Consider the following 15,049-nt stretch of genomic DNA (forward strand, 5'->3'; position numbering starts at 1 on the left):
GCAACGACATGCTGGCCTATGACGTGGCCGTGTGCCTCAACGCCTGGTGCTTCGAGCCGGACACCTCGTTCAACATCACCAAGGCGCGGGCCATGTTGCAGGCATATGAGCGCGAGCGGCCGCTGACCGAGTCGGAGCTCGATGCGCTGCCTTTGCTGGCGCGCGGCGCGGCGCTGCGTTTTCTGCTCACGCGCACCTATGATCTTCTGAATACGGACGCGGGCGCGCTGGTGAAGACCAAAGACCCGAGCGAGTATTTGCGGAAGCTGCGGTTCCACCAACGCGTGACCTCCTATCGCGATTACGGCCTCGGGGCGCATTGAGCATGGCCGAGCGTCCCAAGGTGGTGATTCATACGGACGGCGCGTGCTCGGGCAATCCGGGCCCCGGCGGCTGGGGCGCGATTTTGGAGTCGGGGGCGCACCGCAAGGAGATCAAAGGCGGCGAGGCGCTCACCACCAACAACCGCATGGAGCTGACCGCGGCAATCGAAGCGCTGGAGGCGCTCAAGGGTGCCTCGGACGTCGATCTCTATACGGACTCGAACTATCTGCGCGGCGGCATCACCCGCTGGATCAAAGGCTGGAAGCGCAATGGCTGGCGCACCGCCGACAAGAAGCCGGTGAAGAATTTGGAGCTGTGGCAGCGGCTGGAGCAGGCCGAAGCGCGCCACACGGTGCGCTGGCACTGGATCAAGGGCCATGTGGGCCACGACGACAACGAGCGCGCCGACGAGCTCGCCCGTGAAGGCATGGCGCCGTTTCTCGGTGGACGCCGGAAGGCCTAGAGCTCTTTGAGGATCTCCTCAGCGGTCGAGACCTCGGCAACGCCGGGCGACTCTTCGGTATGCAGCACCTGGACCACCCCATCGTCCACGACCATCGCGTAGCGCTTGGAGCGCGTGCCGAGGCCGATGCCGCCGCCGTCGAAATCCATGCCGATCTTCTTGGTGAACTCGGCATTGCCGTCGGACAGGATCGTGACCTTGCCCTTGGCGCCGGATGTCTCGCCCCAAGCGTCCAGCACGAAGGGATCGTTGACGGCGACGCATATCACCTCGTCCACGCCCTTCTCCTTGAACTTGGCGGCATTCTCGATGAAGCCGGGCAGATGCTTCAAATGACAGGTCGGCGTGAACGCGCCTGGGACGGCGAACAGCACGACCTTCTTGCCGCCGAACACGTCCTTGGTGCTCATGTTGTCGACGCCGTCCGGCCCGACGGCCCGGAACGTGGCGTCGGGGAGGCTATCTCCTTTGGCGATGGTCATGCGGTTACTCCTAGAATGGGGAATGGCGGATTTAGCGGGCACCATACCGGCTCGGACGCACCGGGCCAAGGCGGCGAGCCTGTTGACCCCTCCTCCTTTGGAGAAGGAAGATTTACTCCGCCGTCCAGGTGGTCTCGGCAGAGCCCTTGTCCGAGACAATCGTGAGGGTCAGAGGCTTGCCCTTGATGGCTTCGGCCTCCGCGGGGGTCATGAAGGAAACGGCGAAGCGTTGCTTGCCGTCTTTGAGCGGTCCAAGCGCCTTCGGGACGGGCAAAAGCACGTGCGGGTTATCGAAGAACACATCGGTACCCTTGGCATCTTCGGGGAACAGCGCCTCGATCTCCAGCCCCGGGGCCTCGCCGTCGAACTTGGCCGCGATATTCGCGATCCGGGGCAACGTCTCCGCACTGGCCTCCCGCGGCACGCGGGACAGCGCCGTCTCAAGGAGCCGCCCATCGGCCTTGCCGAGATCGGGCGGCAGCACCGCCCGAAGCGCTGCCGTATTCGGGATGCAAAGGTCCTTGCACAGGCCGTAGTCGAAGGTCAGCGACAATGTGACGGGCTCGCCTTCCTGCTCCGGCGTGATCTTGACCGGAAACACCACCTCGCCGTCGTAGCCGATCGCCGTGCCGTTCGCGTCGGCGAAGCGATGGGGCGCGGGATAGAGGACCTCGGCGCTCTTGACGTTCGTGGAGCCGGACCAATCGAAGGTGGGCGGCACGCCGGAGTCCCCCGGGTTGCGCCAATAGGTCTTCCAACCCGGGTCCATGCGAAGCTGAACGCCGGCATAGAGCGCAGGTCCGCCGTTGCGGGCGACCGTGCCGCTGACAAGACGCGCCTTGGAGCTTGTCTGGTCGGACCAAGCCGATTGCCCCTTGGAGGCGGCAAGGCCAGCGGACCCGAAGCCAATGCCGCAAATCACGCCAAATGCCAACGCGGCGAGCAGCGTACCCGCGCGGCGTGCAGCGAAGAGTCTTTCGGCCTTGGCGTGCTGGTTCATGAATTGGTTGAGCATTGGACGCAAATCTAGCCGCGCCGAGGGCACGGCGCGAGCCTGTGCAGGGTCAACAAGCGTCACGGTTTTGTGAGGCCCTGCGGCGAGAATGGCACGGCCTGCCTTAATTGGCCGTTGCCTCTTCCCTCGCATTGGAACTGCTGTAGCATGGATGCATGCAAACAGGATCCCATTCCGAGGACGAAGGCTATCTGGATGGCCAGCTTCTGGTCGCCATGCCGGCGATGGGCGATCCGCGCTTTTCCCGCTCGGTGATTTATCTGTGCGCGCACTCCTCGGAGGGCGCCATGGGCATCATCATCAATCAGCGGGCGCCGAATATCAGCTTCACCGAACTCCTCGAGCAGCTGAACATCGCGCCGACGGAAGACCGTATCTCCATCTCTTCAGGTTTGAGCGCCATGGCGGTGCATCTCGGCGGGCCGGTGGAGACGGGCCGCGGCTTCGTGCTGCACAGCGCCGACTACTTCAAGTCGGAGAGCACGCTGCCCATCGACGAGAGCGTCTGTCTCACCGCGACGATCGACATCCTGAGGGACATCGCCAAGGGCAGTGGCCCGAACAAGGCGCTGCTTGCGCTCGGCTATGCGGGCTGGGCGCCGGGACAGCTGGAGGACGAGATCCAGTCCAATGGCTGGCTCAACTGCCCCGCCGATCCGGAGCTGATCTTCGATCCGGAGGTCGACCGGAAATACAACAAAGCGCTCGGCAGTATCGGAATCGACCCGATCCGTCTCGTCAACGATTCGGGCCACGCTTAAGCGGTGCTCGGTCCCGGCAACGCCGGCAGCGGCTCTTGGCTTTGCGACTCGATCTCAAGACCTGACGGCGCATCCGGTTCGGCACGGGCGCGTTCGCGCTGCCGCCGCTTGCGGTGGCTGGCAAGCGCCGCGAGAAGCGCAGCGACGTCCTTTGCCGACATGGGCTCACCGTAATAATAGCCCTGGCCGAACTCGCAGCCGATCGAGCGCAAATAGCTCGCGTCGGCTTGGGTCTCGACGCCTTCGGCGACCACCTCCTTGCCGAGCTCATGGGCAAGCGCAATGACGGAGCGGAGGATGAGCGGCGTCTGGCCGTTGAGCGAGCTATCGCGCACGAGCGAGCGGTCCACCTTGATAACGTCGAAGGGAAAGCGGTGCAGATAGCTCAACGAGCTATAGCCTGTGCCGAAATCGTCGAGGGCCAGACTCGCACCGTAGGTCTTGAGCCAAGTGAGAATCTCGACCGCGCGCTCCGGGTTCTCCATCACAAGCGACTCTGTGATCTCGAGCTTCAGCGTGCCCTTGGGCACGGACTCCCGGGCGAGCACGAGCCTGATCTCCTGCACCATGTCCTGGCGGAAGAGCTGGCGACTCGAGACGTTCACGCTGACGAAGAGCGGGTCGCGGTCGCGCGGCAATACCCGATGCCAGCTCGCGGCTTGTTCCAGAGCCTGGTTCAGCACGTAGCTACCGAGATCGACGATGAGCCCGGACTCCTCGGCTAGCGGGATGAAGTCGTCCGCCGCAAGGCGCCCCCGGGTCGGGTGGTCCCAGCGCAATAGCGCCTCGAAGCCTGCAAGCTGATTGGAAGCGAGCCGCGTGATCGGCTGGTAGAGGACGGTAATCTGCTGCCGGTCGAGCGCCATACGCAGCTCGCTCTCGAGCGGCAAATGGCTCTCGTCCTCGGTCCGCATGGCCGCATTGAAGATCTCGATGCGGTCCGCCCCGCCGCGCTTGGCGCGCAACATGGCGATCTCGCCGTCACGGAGCATGTCCTGCGACGTCATATGCGTCCCGTCATGGACGACGATGCCGATCGAGGCGGTGAGGATGATCTCCTTGGCGCTGATCTTCATCGGCGTGCGCAAGGCCCGGCGCACGCGCTCGGCCAAGGTCGCGACGTGATGGGGATCGCTGTCTGAGATCAGCAAAATGGCGAATTGATCGCCACCAAGACGCGCGAGCGTGTCTTGCGGATTGAGATGACGACCGAGGCGGCGGCCGAGCGTCAGCAGCATCGAGTCGCCGATGACGAGTCCGAAGCTCTTGTTGACGTTCTTGAAGCGATCGATGTCGATGAACAGAACCGTGGGCCGGTTGGATTGGCCTTCGGCCGCCCGGGTGATGGCGCCTTGCAGGCGATCCATGAACAGCTCGCGATTGGGGAGACCGGTGAGGCTGTCATGCACCGCATCGTGCATCAGCCGCTCATGGGAGCGCTTAAGTCCGGTCACATCGCGCAGCAGGCCGACGCAGCGCAGCAACCGCACATTCTCGTTTGGCGCCGCATGGGCCCGCAGGTCGTACCAAAGATAGGTGCCGTCATGACGGCGCAGGCGGAAGTCGGTCTGAAGGTCTCCGCCCTGCCTCTCTTGAAGCGACCAGAGCATGAGCCGGAAGCGCTCGCGATCCGAGGCGTGCATATGCTGGAGGAATTCATCGACCGTGACGTTGAGCGCGCCCGGGTCGAGCCCCAGCTCATTCTCGATGTCGCTGCCGACGGTGATGACATCGCGGCCCGCGTGCCACTGGAAGACGTGAGTGCCCGAGCCGTCGACGGCGAGCGATTTCATCTGCACGAGGCTGGGGGGGCCGAGGCTCACGGCGCCGCCGCCGGTGCGGAAGGCGAACTGGGTCACGGTGAAGCCGAGCAGCACCAAAATCAGCACGAGGCCCGCGACCAGGCCGGAGACGACCACTTCGCCGGAAAGCTTGCCGAGCACGATCATCGATGCGCCCAAGAGCCAGACGATCAGCAGCATCCAGCTCGGGATCAGCGACATGGCGCGGTCCTGACCGCGCAAGGCGAAATAGGCGATGAGCACGGTGCCCACGCCGGCGAGCAGCAGCGTCGAGGCGCGCGCGAGGCCGGAGGCGGTCTGCGGATCGATGATGGCGACGACAATCAGCGCGAACTGGGCGGCGATCCAGCCCCAGAACATGGTCTTGATCCACACATGCCACAGGCCGATGCGCAAGAACGTGTAGAGGAACAGCACGAGGCTCGCGGCGAGGCCGGCTTCGGCGGCGGCGCGATAAACGGCCGTGCGGTCGGGACCGACGGGGAACAGCTTGTTCCAGAATCCGAAGTCCACGCAAAAATAGACGAGCGCCGCCCAGGCGACGAGCGCGGTGGCCGGGAAGATGGCCCGGTGGTTCGCGGCGAAGATCGCGGTGAGGAAGATGGCGAGCAGGCCGGTGATGCCGAGCAACACGCCGTTGAACAGCATGCGATCTTGTTGCTTGGCTTGATAAGCGTTGGAGTTCCATAGCGTGAGCCGCGGCACCCTCGTGGAGGCGAGCTCGGCCGCGTAGGTCACGGTCTGGCCAGGCTCGATATTGAGCCGGAACATATCGGCGCGGTCGCTTTTTAGCGGCTCAGGCCGGAAGCCGAGCGACGGCGTGACCGCGGTGATGCGCGGTGCGTCGAGCTCGGGACGGAACACGCCGGAATTGGCGAGCGTATAGCGCGGCGCCACAAGCCAGCGCACGATGCGCTCGTCCGTCGGGTTCGATAGGGCGAAGACCAGCCAGTTCGGATTGGTGCCGGGCGTGGAGGCCTGCACGGCCATGCGGCCGATATAGCCGTCGGGGCCAGGCGCCGTCTCGATTTGGAGCCGGTCGCCGCGGCCCTCGTAGAGCTCGCCCTTGACAGTGATGTCGGTCACAGGCGCGGCCGGGTCTACGGGGATGGCCTCGATGGCATGGGCAAGCCCCGGCAATAGCGTGACCGCCACAAGGAGCAGCGCCCAGGCAACCGCGCACGCCCCGCCCTGGCGTTTCAGCCAGGACGCAGCGCCCTTGGCGCAAGCTGAGGCGTTTCTCGCCACCATCTCTCCCCCGTCCCGATCCGCCCTAACCGCGCGGATCGGAATCAAGCAGCGCGTAGAGCAGATGATCCTGCCAGGCGCCGTTGATTCGCAAATACCGTCTCGCGAGACCTTCGCGCTTGAACCCTGTTCTCTCCAACAGCCGCATCGACGCGGCGTTCGTCGGTAGGCACGCCGCCTCGAGCCGGTGCAGCTCGAGCGAGTCGAACACAAACGGCACGACGGCCCGAACGGCCGCCGTCATGTAACCTTGATTGGCGTATTCGGTGCCCACCCAATAGCCGAGCGTACAGGACTGGGTCACGCCGCGGCGGACGTTGCAGAGGGTAAGCCCGCCGACCAGCGCATCGCTGTCCAGGTCGTGGATAAACAGCGCGTAGCCCACGTCCTCGCGCAGGTCGCGCAGGTAATGGCGCACGCGGCGGCGGAACGAGGCACGGGACAGCTCGTCCGGGGCCCAGAGCGGCTCCCACGGCATGAGGAAGTCGCGGCTCGATGCCCTGAGCTCGGCCCACGCCGGATAGTCCGACATTTGCGGCGTGCGCAACACGACCCGTCCGGACTCGATGACCGGCCCAAAATCACTTGGGGAGGCAGCTCGCAGCAAGGCCATCGATCAGCACCCTCTTCAGGCAGCTTTGCTCGCCGGAATGGTAAATTTCCCGGCCACGGCTTCGAATCTTGCAACATTAAGGATGGGCCCCACCGTGGCAAGGCTAAGCGGCGAGACAAGCACCCTCTGAAGCATCGCTTGCAGGTCGGCGACCTCGACCCTTTCGATCCGCTCGATCAGCTCGCGGGGGGACAAGATGCGGCCATGAAACAGAACGTGCCGGGCGAGTTGCTCGGCGCGGCCGCTCGAACTCTCGAGTCCCGCCAGAAGCCCCATCTTGAGCTGCGCCTTCACCCGGTCGACCTCGGCCTGCGCAAAGCCGCGCTCGGCCGCCTGTTCCAGCTCGCTCCGGATCACCGCGAACAGCTCGTCCGCCTTCTCGGGCGCGCCCGCGGCGTGGATGATGAACATCCCGCTGTCTGTGAGACCCATCGAAAATGCATAGACGGAATAACAAAGGCCGCGCCGCTCGCGCACCTCCTGGAACAGCCTGGAGGACATGCCGCCGCCGAGCGCGCCGGCTAGGGTCTGGGCGGCGAAATAGTCCGCGTGATGATAAGGCGGCGCCTCGAGGGCGAGCATGAGTTGGGTCTGTTCGAAAGGCTTGTCGGACTGCTTGGTGCCGCCGAGATAGATCGCCCTTTGGGGCTGCGGGGATGCCTGCTCGGGCAGCGCCGACAACCAGCGCTCCGCCTCGGCAAGGAGCTCTGCGTGATCCACGGCGCCGGCCGCGGCCAGGACCATGTTGGGTGCGTGATATTGGGCGGCGAGATAGGCGCCGAGATGGGCGCGGTCGAACCGGCTCACGCTCTCGGCGGTGCCGAGAATGGGCCGGCCCACGGGCTGGTCGGGGAAGGCCGCCTCGGAGATGAAGTCGTAGACGATGTCCTCCGGCGAATCCAAGCTGGCGGCGATCTCTTGGAGAATGACGTCGCGCTCGCGATGGAGCTCGTCGCTGTCGAAGCGCGGCTCGAGGATGATGTCGCTCAGAATGTCGAGCGCGAGCGGCACGTCCTTGGGCATGACGCGTGCGTAATAGCCGGTGGAGTCGACGGAGGTGGCGGCGTTGATATCGCCGCCGACCGCCTCGATCTCCTCGACGATGTCACGGGCGCTGCGCCGCGCAGTCCCCTTAAAGGCCATGTGCTCCAGGAAATGCGCGACCCCATGCTCGGCTTGTCCTTCGGAGCGGCTGCCGGCGCCGACCCAAATACCAAGCGACACGGTCTCGACCTCGGGCATGGTGTGGCTGACCACGGTGAGCCCATTCTTGAGGGTCGAGCGTTCCGCGCTCACGCCTGGACCTCCGTGGCGGCGGGTGCCGCGCGGCCGTGGCTAACGATGAAATCCGCGATGGCGGCGAACTCGGCGGGCAGCACGGTGCAGCGTTCGTCCTGACCGAGCTTCATCTTGAGCCGCTCCGGCTGCTCCGGCAGGCGGCCGCAAGCGCGTTTCACCGCGTCGGGGAACTTGGCCGGGTGCGCCGTGGACAGAACGACCATGGGCGTCGCGCCGAGTTCCTCGTGCTGAGAAGCGGCGATGCCGACGGCGGTGTGCGGGTCGACCAGCATGCCCGTCTCTTCGAAAACCCCCCGAATGGTCATCTCCGTCTCGTCCTCGCCGACCGAATGGGCGCTGAACAGATCGCGCAACTGGCCGAGCTCCCCTTGGCTCAATTGGAACGCGCCGGTCGCCCGCAGCTCGTCCATCAAGGCCCTGATGCGGGCCGCGTCCCGGCCGGCAAGCTCGAACAACAGGCGCTCGAAATTGCTCGCAAGCTGGATATCCATGCTCGGGCTTGAGGTAGCGATGACGCCTTGCGGCTGATACGTCCCCGACGCGAAAGCGCGAGGCAAACTGTCGTTGAGGTTCGTGGCGATAACGAGGCGCCGGACCGGCAGGCCCATGGCCCGGGCCGCGTAACCTGCGAAAATATCACCGAAATTTCCGGTGGGCACGGTAAACCCCACCGGCCGGTGGGGCGCGCCGAGGGTCACCGCGGAGGTGAAGTAGTAGGCGATCTGAGCCAGGATGCGGGCGAAGTTGATCGAGTTGATGCCGGTCAGGCCCAGCCGGCCGCTCAACACGCGGTCGCCGAACAGCGCCTTCACCATGGCCTGGCAATCGTCGAAGGTCCCCTCCACGGCGATGTTGTGGACATTGGCCTCCGTGGCGGTGGTCATCTGGCGGCGCTGCACGTCGCTGATACGGCCCTTGGGGTGGAGGATGAACACGTCGATGGCACTGAGGCCGCGGAAGGCCTCGATGGCCGCGGCGCCCGTATCGCCGGAGGTGGCGCCGACCACGGTGGCGTGGCCTCCCCTCCGCAGCAGCGCGCGCTCCATGAACCGCGACACGACCTGCATGGCGAGATCCTTGAAGGCGAGCGTCGGCCCATGGAACAGCTCGAGGACGAAGCTGTTGGGACCGAGCTGGCGCAGCGGGGCGACCGCGGGGTGGTGGAAGCCGTCATAGGCGTCCGAGAGCACCGCCTCCAGATCGTCCTGGCAGGGATCGCCCGCCAAAAACGGGCGCATGATCCGATCCGCCGCATCGGCATAGTCGAGGCCAGCGAGCGCGGCGATCTCATCCGGCGCGAGCCGCGGCCAGGCCTCTGGCATGAACAGGCCGCCGTCCGGGGCAAGTGCCGCCAGAAGCGCACCCTCGAAGGAGAGCGCCGGCGCCTCACCGCGCGTGGAAATGAACTTCAAGATTGGGCCTCTCGCCGGAAAAAGGGGGCTTTTCGGTTGACCCTAGCCGCCAGAGAGCGGCCTCGCAACAGAGGCTCGCCGGGCTCGTTAAGGCTGCTTTCCGCGGTAGGCACCCCAGACATAGACGCCATAGACGCCCGCCAGGCAGAGCGCCAGGCCGAACCAGGTGAGCGCGTATTGCAGATGGCTGTTGGTGAGTTTGAGCCTCGTCTGCCCCCCTTTCGGCCAACCGCCCGGAACGTCGCTCTCGGCCGCCTCCAAGAAAAAGGGGGCCACCTGGACCGTGCCGCCGGGGAACATGGAGCGCGTCATGGCGGCAAGGTCACGGCTGAACCATTGATTGGCTTGCGGATCGTTGTCGGGAACGAACAGAGCGGGCTCCTCCGGGGTGCGGATCAGCCCGGTCACGGCCACCACCTCCTGGACCTGTCCTTTAGGGCGGGTATTCGGATCGCGCAGCTTGTCCGGCACGAAGCCGCGGTCGACCAGGACGAAATGCCCATCCACGGTCTGCAACGGGGTGATGACGTGCCAGCCCGGCTCGCCTTCGAGGGAGATGGAATAGAGATAGCGCTCGCGCTTGTGGTGAAAGCGGCCTTCGGCGCGCACGGGAAGATAGCTCGGGTTGCCGAGTTCCTTGGTCAGCTCGATCGCACGCTCCAGAGTTACCGGCTTGCGCTCGGTCCGCGCCTCGATCCGGGCGATCAGCCCCTCCTTCCATTCGAGGCGCTGGAGCTGCCAGGCCCCAAGACCGACCAGAAGGGCTAGGCCAACGAGCGTGGCGACGGTGAGCTTGATGAGTGCGCTGGCCGGCATCGGGCGCCTACTCGCCGGAGGCCAGCTTGCCCTCTTCGGCCTTGTGCCTGAACTGGAGGGCGATGAGCACGCCCTTGAAGGACCGAAGCAGGAGGAGCGGAAGAATGAGCGCCAGGGCGCCCCAGACAAGGGCGTGCAGCCAATACGGCGGCTGGTAGAAGACTTCGACCAGCAGCGCCGCGCCAACGACGATAAAGCCGGTGATGAGGATGACGAAGACCGCGGGCCCGTCGCCGGAATCGGCGAACTCGTAGTCGAGGCCGCAGATCTCGCAACGGGGCGCGAGCGTAAGGTAGCCGTCATACAGCTTGCCCTGGTGGCAAGCGGGACAGCGCCCTATGAGGCCGGCCCAGATGGTCGTGCCGAGCGGGACGTGGGGTGCTTGCCCTGTGTTCTCCTCGTTCATCCGTCGATCCTAGCAGCTGAAATGAAAAGGGGCGGCCGACTGACCGCCCCCATCAACGACGGCGCCGCCGTTGTTAGTGTCCCGGGTTAGCCCCTGCGCCCCACACATAGATGCAGGTGAACAGGAACAGCCACACCACGTCGACGAAATGCCAGTACCAGGCCGCGGCCTCGAAGCCGAAATGCTGCTTCGGCGTGAAGTGGCCTTGCAGTGCGCGGAACAGACACACGAGCAAGAAGATCGTGCCGACGATCACATGGAAGCCGTGGAAGCCGGTGGCCATGAAGAAGGTCGAGCCGTAGATGTGGTTGGCGAAACCGAAGCCCGCGTGCATGTACTCGTAGGCCTGCAAAGCGGTGAAGATCATGCCGAGCACGACGGTGATAGCAAGCGCCCAGGCGAGCCCCTTGCGGTCGTTGTGCAGCATGGCGTGGTGCGCCCAGGTCGCCGTCGTGCCCGAGGTGAGCAGGATCAGCGTGTTCACCCACGGCAGGCCCCACGGATTGAAGGTGCTGCCGAAATAGCCGAGGCCCGCGACGCCGGTCTCATCACTCGGGATCGGCGGCCACTCGCCGCCAAGCACCTGTGTGCGTGCATAGGTGACCGCGTCGTCGGGGAACAGGGCCACGTCGAAATAGGCCCAGAACCACGCCACGAAGAACATCACCTCCGAGGCGATGAACAGGATCATGCCGTAGCGAAGATGGAGCTGCACGACCGGCGTTTCATCACCGCTATGAGCTTCGTTGATGACGTCGCGCCACCAGCCGAACATGGTGATGATGACGAGCGCGAGACCCGGCAGCATGTACCAAAGCTGGGGATCGCCAGCCTTCTTCGACATGAAGTACATGAGGACGCCAATGGCCAGCGTGAAGGCGCCGAGCGAACCGATGATCGGCCATGGGCTCGGATTGACGAGATGGTAGTCGTGTTCCGGTTTAGCGTGGGCTTGGGCCATCTTGGTGTTCCCCTTCCTCCCCAATCTGTCTCATCGGCGCCTCTTCCGCGCCACTTAGCTTACGATCCCGAGGCTCCGTCCACCGGCGCCGCAGCAACGTCCGACGGATCGTCGCTCCGGTAGAAGGTATAGGACAGCGTGATCTCAGGAATATTCTCGGTGCTCTCGTCCTCGACGAACTTGGTATCGACGAAGAAGCTCACCGGCATCTCGATGCTTTGTCCGGGGGCGAGCGTCTGCTGGGTGAAGCAGAAGCACTGCACCTTGGTGAAGTAACGCCCGGCCGCCTGCGGGGCGACGTTGAAGCCGGCGGTGCCGGTCACGGGCTTGTCGGAATTGTTGGTCGCCTTGAAAAAGGCGAGCGCGTTCTCGCCGATATGCACCTGCATGGTGCGCTGTTCCGGAGCGAAGCTCCACGGCAAGTTCGGATTGACGTTGGCGTCAAACCGGACAGTCACCATGCGGTCGAGGATATCCTTCGACTCAACGTCGGCTCTTTGGGTCGCGCCGCCATAACCCGTGGCTTGGCAGAACATGCGGTAGAGCGGCACGGCGGCAAAGGACAAGCCGACCATGCCCGCCACGAGGGCGGCAAGCGACAGAGCGACGAGGCCCTTCTTGTCGCGTGTGCGGGTCTGTGTGTCTTGCTCGTTCATCCGCTTCAATCAGATCGGCCGCACGGCGACGTTGCCGCCCAGCCTGACAATGGTGACAATGAAGAACAGCACGACGAGGCCTGCGAGGATCCAGGCGATGGCCAAAGATCGCTTGCGTTGGCGGCGTTTGCGTTCGTCATCCGCATCTTCCATCACAATGTCCAAGTAAGCGGCAGCGCGCCGCCTTCGAGCCCGAAGCCTTGCTCCACGAGAAGCGCGGCGAAGAGCACAAACAGGTAAAGCACCGAATAGGCGAACAGGTGCTTCGCCGCTCGATCGGCCTCCTCGCCTTCCCGGATGCGATAACAATCGACGGCGAAGACGACAAAGAAGGCGCCGAGGATCGAGGCGATGACCGTGTAGAGCATGCCGCCGAAGCCCATCACCGCCGGCACCATGCCGAGCGGCGCCAGGATGAGGCTGTAGATCAGAATTTGACGCCTGGTCTCGTCCGGGCCGTGGGTCACGGGCAGCATCGGTACGCCCGCGCGCTCGTAGTCCTTGCTGCGGACCAGGGCCAGGGCCCAGAAATGCGGCGGCGTCCAGATGAAGATGATCAAAAACATCACGAAGGACTCGAGGCTCACCGTCCCGGTGGCCGCGGCCCAGCCGATCATGGGTGGAACGGCGCCTGCGGCGCCACCGATAACGATGTTCTGCGGCGTCCAGCGCTTGAGCCACATGGTGTAGACGAACACATAGAAGCCGATGGTGAGCGCCAGGAGCCCGGCGGCGACCCAGTTCGCCATCAAGCCGAGGCAAAGAACCGAACCAATGGCGAGCACAGTGCCGAAAGCGAGCGCCTCGTCGGGCGCGACCGCGCCTTTGGGCAGCGGCCGGGACGCCGTGCGGGCCATGCGCGCATCGATATCGGCGTCGTACCACATGTTGAGGGCACCAGCCGCGCCCGCGCCCACCGCGATGCAGGCGAGCGCGGCAATGGCCAGCACCGGATGCATGGTGCCGGGTGCCACGACCAGACCGACCAGCGCCGTGAACACCACGAGAAACATGACCCGCGGCTTGAGAAGCGCGGCATAATCGGCGACGTCGCCCCCGGGGGCGACGTCGAGCTTGCCTAGAATCGATTGGATAGTGGCGTCGGACATCGAACTACTCACTCAAGCGCCTCTCGATTCGGCACCACGCTCACTTGATGCGCGGCAGCGTATTGAAGGTGTGGAACGGCGGCGGCGAAGGCAGCGTCCATTCGAGCGTCGTGGCGCCCGGCCCCCAAGGATTGTCCGCGGCCTTCTGCTTGCGCGCGAACTGAGCGAAAATTCCGTAGAGGAACACCAGGAAGCCCGCGAAGGCGATACAGGCGCCAATCGAGGAGACAAAGTTCCAGCCCGCATAGGCATCCGGATAGTCCGCGTAACGGCGCGGCATGCCGGCGGCACCAAGGAAGTGCTGCGGGAAGAAGGCGAGATTCGCACCGACGAACATCAGCCAGAAGTGGAGCTTCCCAATCGTCTCGGAGTACATGTATCCGGTCATCTTCGGCGACCAGTAATACCAGCCGGCGAAGAGCGAGAAGACCGCACCGAGCGACAACACGTAGTGGAAATGCGCCACCACGTAATAGGTGTCGTGAAACGAGCGGTCGACGCCGGCATTCGACAGCACCACGCCGGTGACGCCGCCGATGGTGAACAGGAAGATGAAGCCGAGCGCCCAGAGCATCGGCGCCTTGAACGACAACGAGCCGCCCCACATGGTCGCGATCCACGAGAAGATCTTCACGCCCGTGGGCACGGCAATGACCATTGTGGCAAACACGAAATAGGCTTGCGTGTTCACGTCGATGCCCGCCGCGTACATATGGTGTGCCCAAACGACGAAGCCGATCACGCCGATGGCGACCATGGCGTACGCCATGCCGAGATAGCCGAATACCGGCTTGCGGGAGAAGGTCGCGACGATCTGGCTGACGATGCCGAAGCCCGGGAGAATGAGGATGTACACTTCCGGGTGGCCGAAGAACCAGAACAGATGCTGCCACAGCAGCGGATCGCCGCCATGAGCGGAGTCGAAGAACGCCGTGCCGAAGTTGCGGTCGGTCAGCAGCATGGTGATGGCGCCGGCCAGCACCGGCAGCGACAGCAGCAGCAGGAAGGCGGTCACCAGGACCGACCACACGAAGAGCGGCATCTTGTGCAGGGTCATCCCCGGCGCACGCATATTGAAGATGGTCGTAATGAAGTTGATGGCGCCGAGGATCGAGGAGGCACCGGCCAGATGGACCGCCAGAATGGCGAAGTCCATGGCGATGCCGGGTGTCCCCGAAGTGCTTAGAGGCGCGTAGATCGTCCACCCGCCGCCGACACCGGTCGACCCCGGAGCACCGGGCATGAACAGCGAAAGGACAAGCAGCACGAATGCCATCGCCAGCAGCCAGAACGAGATGTTGTTCATGCGCGGGAAGGCCATGTCGGGCGCGCCGATCATCAGCGGCATCATCCAGTTGCCGAAGCCGCCCATGGTTGCCGGCATCACCATGAAAAACACCATGATGAGGCCGTGCGCAGTGACGAAAACGTTGAACAGCTCGGGATTGCCGAAGATCTGCATGCCCGGCTCCATGAGCTCGGCACGCATGCCCATCGACAGCAGACCGCCGACGATGCCCCCGATGATCGCCAAGACAAGGTACATCGTGCCGATGTCCTTGTGGTTGGTGGAGAACAGCCAACGACCCACGCCATATGGATGATCGTCGTGATCGTGATGAGCGGCTTCTGCCTGGGCGTTGTGAGCCATGACTGTCTTCCCTTATCGTCCTTGTCTTCTT

15 protein-coding genes and 1 pseudogene are annotated in these 15,049 nt (G+C 64.5%); 3 read left to right on the top strand and 13 right to left on the bottom strand.

Annotated elements, in window-relative coordinates; all coding sequences use genetic code 11:
- Both ACSLE4_RS01225 and rnhA read left to right on the top strand, forming a co-directional pair.
- Positions 1-323, top strand: a pseudogene (locus tag ACSLE4_RS01225) (homoserine kinase); the annotation flags it as partial.
- A gap of 2 nt (positions 324-325) precedes the next feature.
- Positions 326-787: a ribonuclease HI gene (gene rnhA, locus ACSLE4_RS01230; RefSeq protein WP_435902670.1), complete on the top strand. Its 462-nt coding sequence runs from the start codon at positions 326-328 to the stop codon at positions 785-787.
- Here rnhA and ACSLE4_RS01235 read toward each other — a convergent pair.
- Positions 784-1,269, bottom strand: coding sequence for a peroxiredoxin (locus ACSLE4_RS01235; protein WP_435902671.1), 486 nt, complete (start codon positions 1,267-1,269; stop codon positions 784-786). The two genes, rnhA and ACSLE4_RS01235, sit on opposite strands and share 4 nt — an antisense overlap.
- A gap of 112 nt (positions 1,270-1,381) precedes the next feature.
- Positions 1,382-2,284, bottom strand: a complete 903-nt coding sequence (locus ACSLE4_RS01240; protein ID WP_435902672.1) for a protein-disulfide reductase DsbD domain-containing protein — start codon at positions 2,282-2,284, stop codon at positions 1,382-1,384.
- A 155-nt stretch (positions 2,285-2,439) separates the two neighbouring features.
- Here ACSLE4_RS01240 and ACSLE4_RS01245 point away from each other — a divergent pair, with 155 nt between their 5' ends.
- Positions 2,440-3,045, top strand: coding sequence for a YqgE/AlgH family protein (locus tag ACSLE4_RS01245; protein WP_435902673.1), 606 nt, complete (start codon positions 2,440-2,442; stop codon positions 3,043-3,045).
- On the opposite strand, the gene ACSLE4_RS01250 is transcribed toward ACSLE4_RS01245, so the two are convergent.
- The 11 genes from ACSLE4_RS01250 to ctaD all read right to left on the bottom strand — a co-directional run bounded on the left by ACSLE4_RS01250 (position 3,042) and on the right by ctaD (position 15,018).
- Positions 3,042-6,098: an EAL domain-containing protein gene (locus ACSLE4_RS01250; protein WP_435902674.1), complete on the bottom strand. Its 3,057-nt coding sequence runs from the start codon at positions 6,096-6,098 to the stop codon at positions 3,042-3,044. The two genes, ACSLE4_RS01245 and ACSLE4_RS01250, sit on opposite strands and share 4 nt — an antisense overlap.
- A 22-nt stretch (positions 6,099-6,120) precedes the next feature.
- Entirely contained in the window at positions 6,121-6,708 is a 588-nt protein-coding gene (locus ACSLE4_RS01255) for a GNAT family N-acetyltransferase (protein ID WP_435902675.1), read from the bottom strand.
- Between the two features lie 15 nt (positions 6,709-6,723).
- The gene (locus ACSLE4_RS01260; RefSeq protein ID WP_435902676.1) at positions 6,724-8,004 is read right to left on the bottom strand and encodes a M16 family metallopeptidase; all 1,281 of its coding nucleotides are present in this window, start codon (positions 8,002-8,004) and stop codon (positions 6,724-6,726) included.
- Entirely contained in the window at positions 8,001-9,419 is a 1,419-nt protein-coding gene (gene thrC / locus ACSLE4_RS01265; protein WP_435902677.1) for a threonine synthase, read from the bottom strand. Before thrC ends, ACSLE4_RS01260 begins: the two co-directional genes overlap by 4 nt.
- Before the next feature lie 87 nt (positions 9,420-9,506).
- Positions 9,507-10,235, bottom strand: a complete 729-nt coding sequence (locus ACSLE4_RS01270; RefSeq protein ID WP_435902678.1) for an SURF1 family protein — start codon at positions 10,233-10,235, stop codon at positions 9,507-9,509.
- Positions 10,236-10,242: 7 nt separating this feature from the next.
- Positions 10,243-10,641 carry a DUF983 domain-containing protein gene (locus ACSLE4_RS01275; protein ID WP_435902679.1) on the bottom strand — a complete coding sequence of 133 codons (399 nt, stop codon included), beginning with the start codon at positions 10,639-10,641 and terminating at the stop codon, positions 10,243-10,245.
- Between the two features lie 73 nt (positions 10,642-10,714).
- Complete coding sequence (locus ACSLE4_RS01280; protein WP_435902680.1) at positions 10,715-11,602, bottom strand: cytochrome c oxidase subunit 3; 888 nt, start codon at positions 11,600-11,602, stop codon at positions 10,715-10,717.
- Positions 11,603-11,661: 59 nt separating this feature from the next.
- Complete coding sequence (locus ACSLE4_RS01285; RefSeq protein ID WP_435902681.1) at positions 11,662-12,258, bottom strand: cytochrome c oxidase assembly protein; 597 nt, start codon at positions 12,256-12,258, stop codon at positions 11,662-11,664.
- A gap of 9 nt (positions 12,259-12,267) precedes the next feature.
- Complete coding sequence (locus ACSLE4_RS01290; RefSeq protein ID WP_193427057.1) at positions 12,268-12,411, bottom strand: hypothetical protein; 144 nt, start codon at positions 12,409-12,411, stop codon at positions 12,268-12,270.
- A complete protein-coding gene (locus ACSLE4_RS01295; protein WP_435902682.1) occupies positions 12,411-13,367 on the bottom strand; it encodes a heme o synthase in 957 nt (318 codons plus the stop codon). The genes ACSLE4_RS01290 and ACSLE4_RS01295 overlap by 1 nt, the downstream gene beginning before the upstream one ends.
- Positions 13,368-13,407: 40 nt before the next feature.
- Positions 13,408-15,018 carry a cytochrome c oxidase subunit I gene (ctaD, locus tag ACSLE4_RS01300; RefSeq protein WP_435902683.1) on the bottom strand — a complete coding sequence of 537 codons (1,611 nt, stop codon included), beginning with the start codon at positions 15,016-15,018 and terminating at the stop codon, positions 13,408-13,410.
- Positions 15,019-15,049 lie beyond the last annotated feature (31 nt).

Origin of the sequence: Methyloceanibacter sp. (assembly GCF_051306395.1) — a bacterium.
In the GTDB taxonomy this organism is placed as follows: Bacteria; Pseudomonadota; Alphaproteobacteria; order Rhizobiales; family Methyloligellaceae; genus Methyloceanibacter.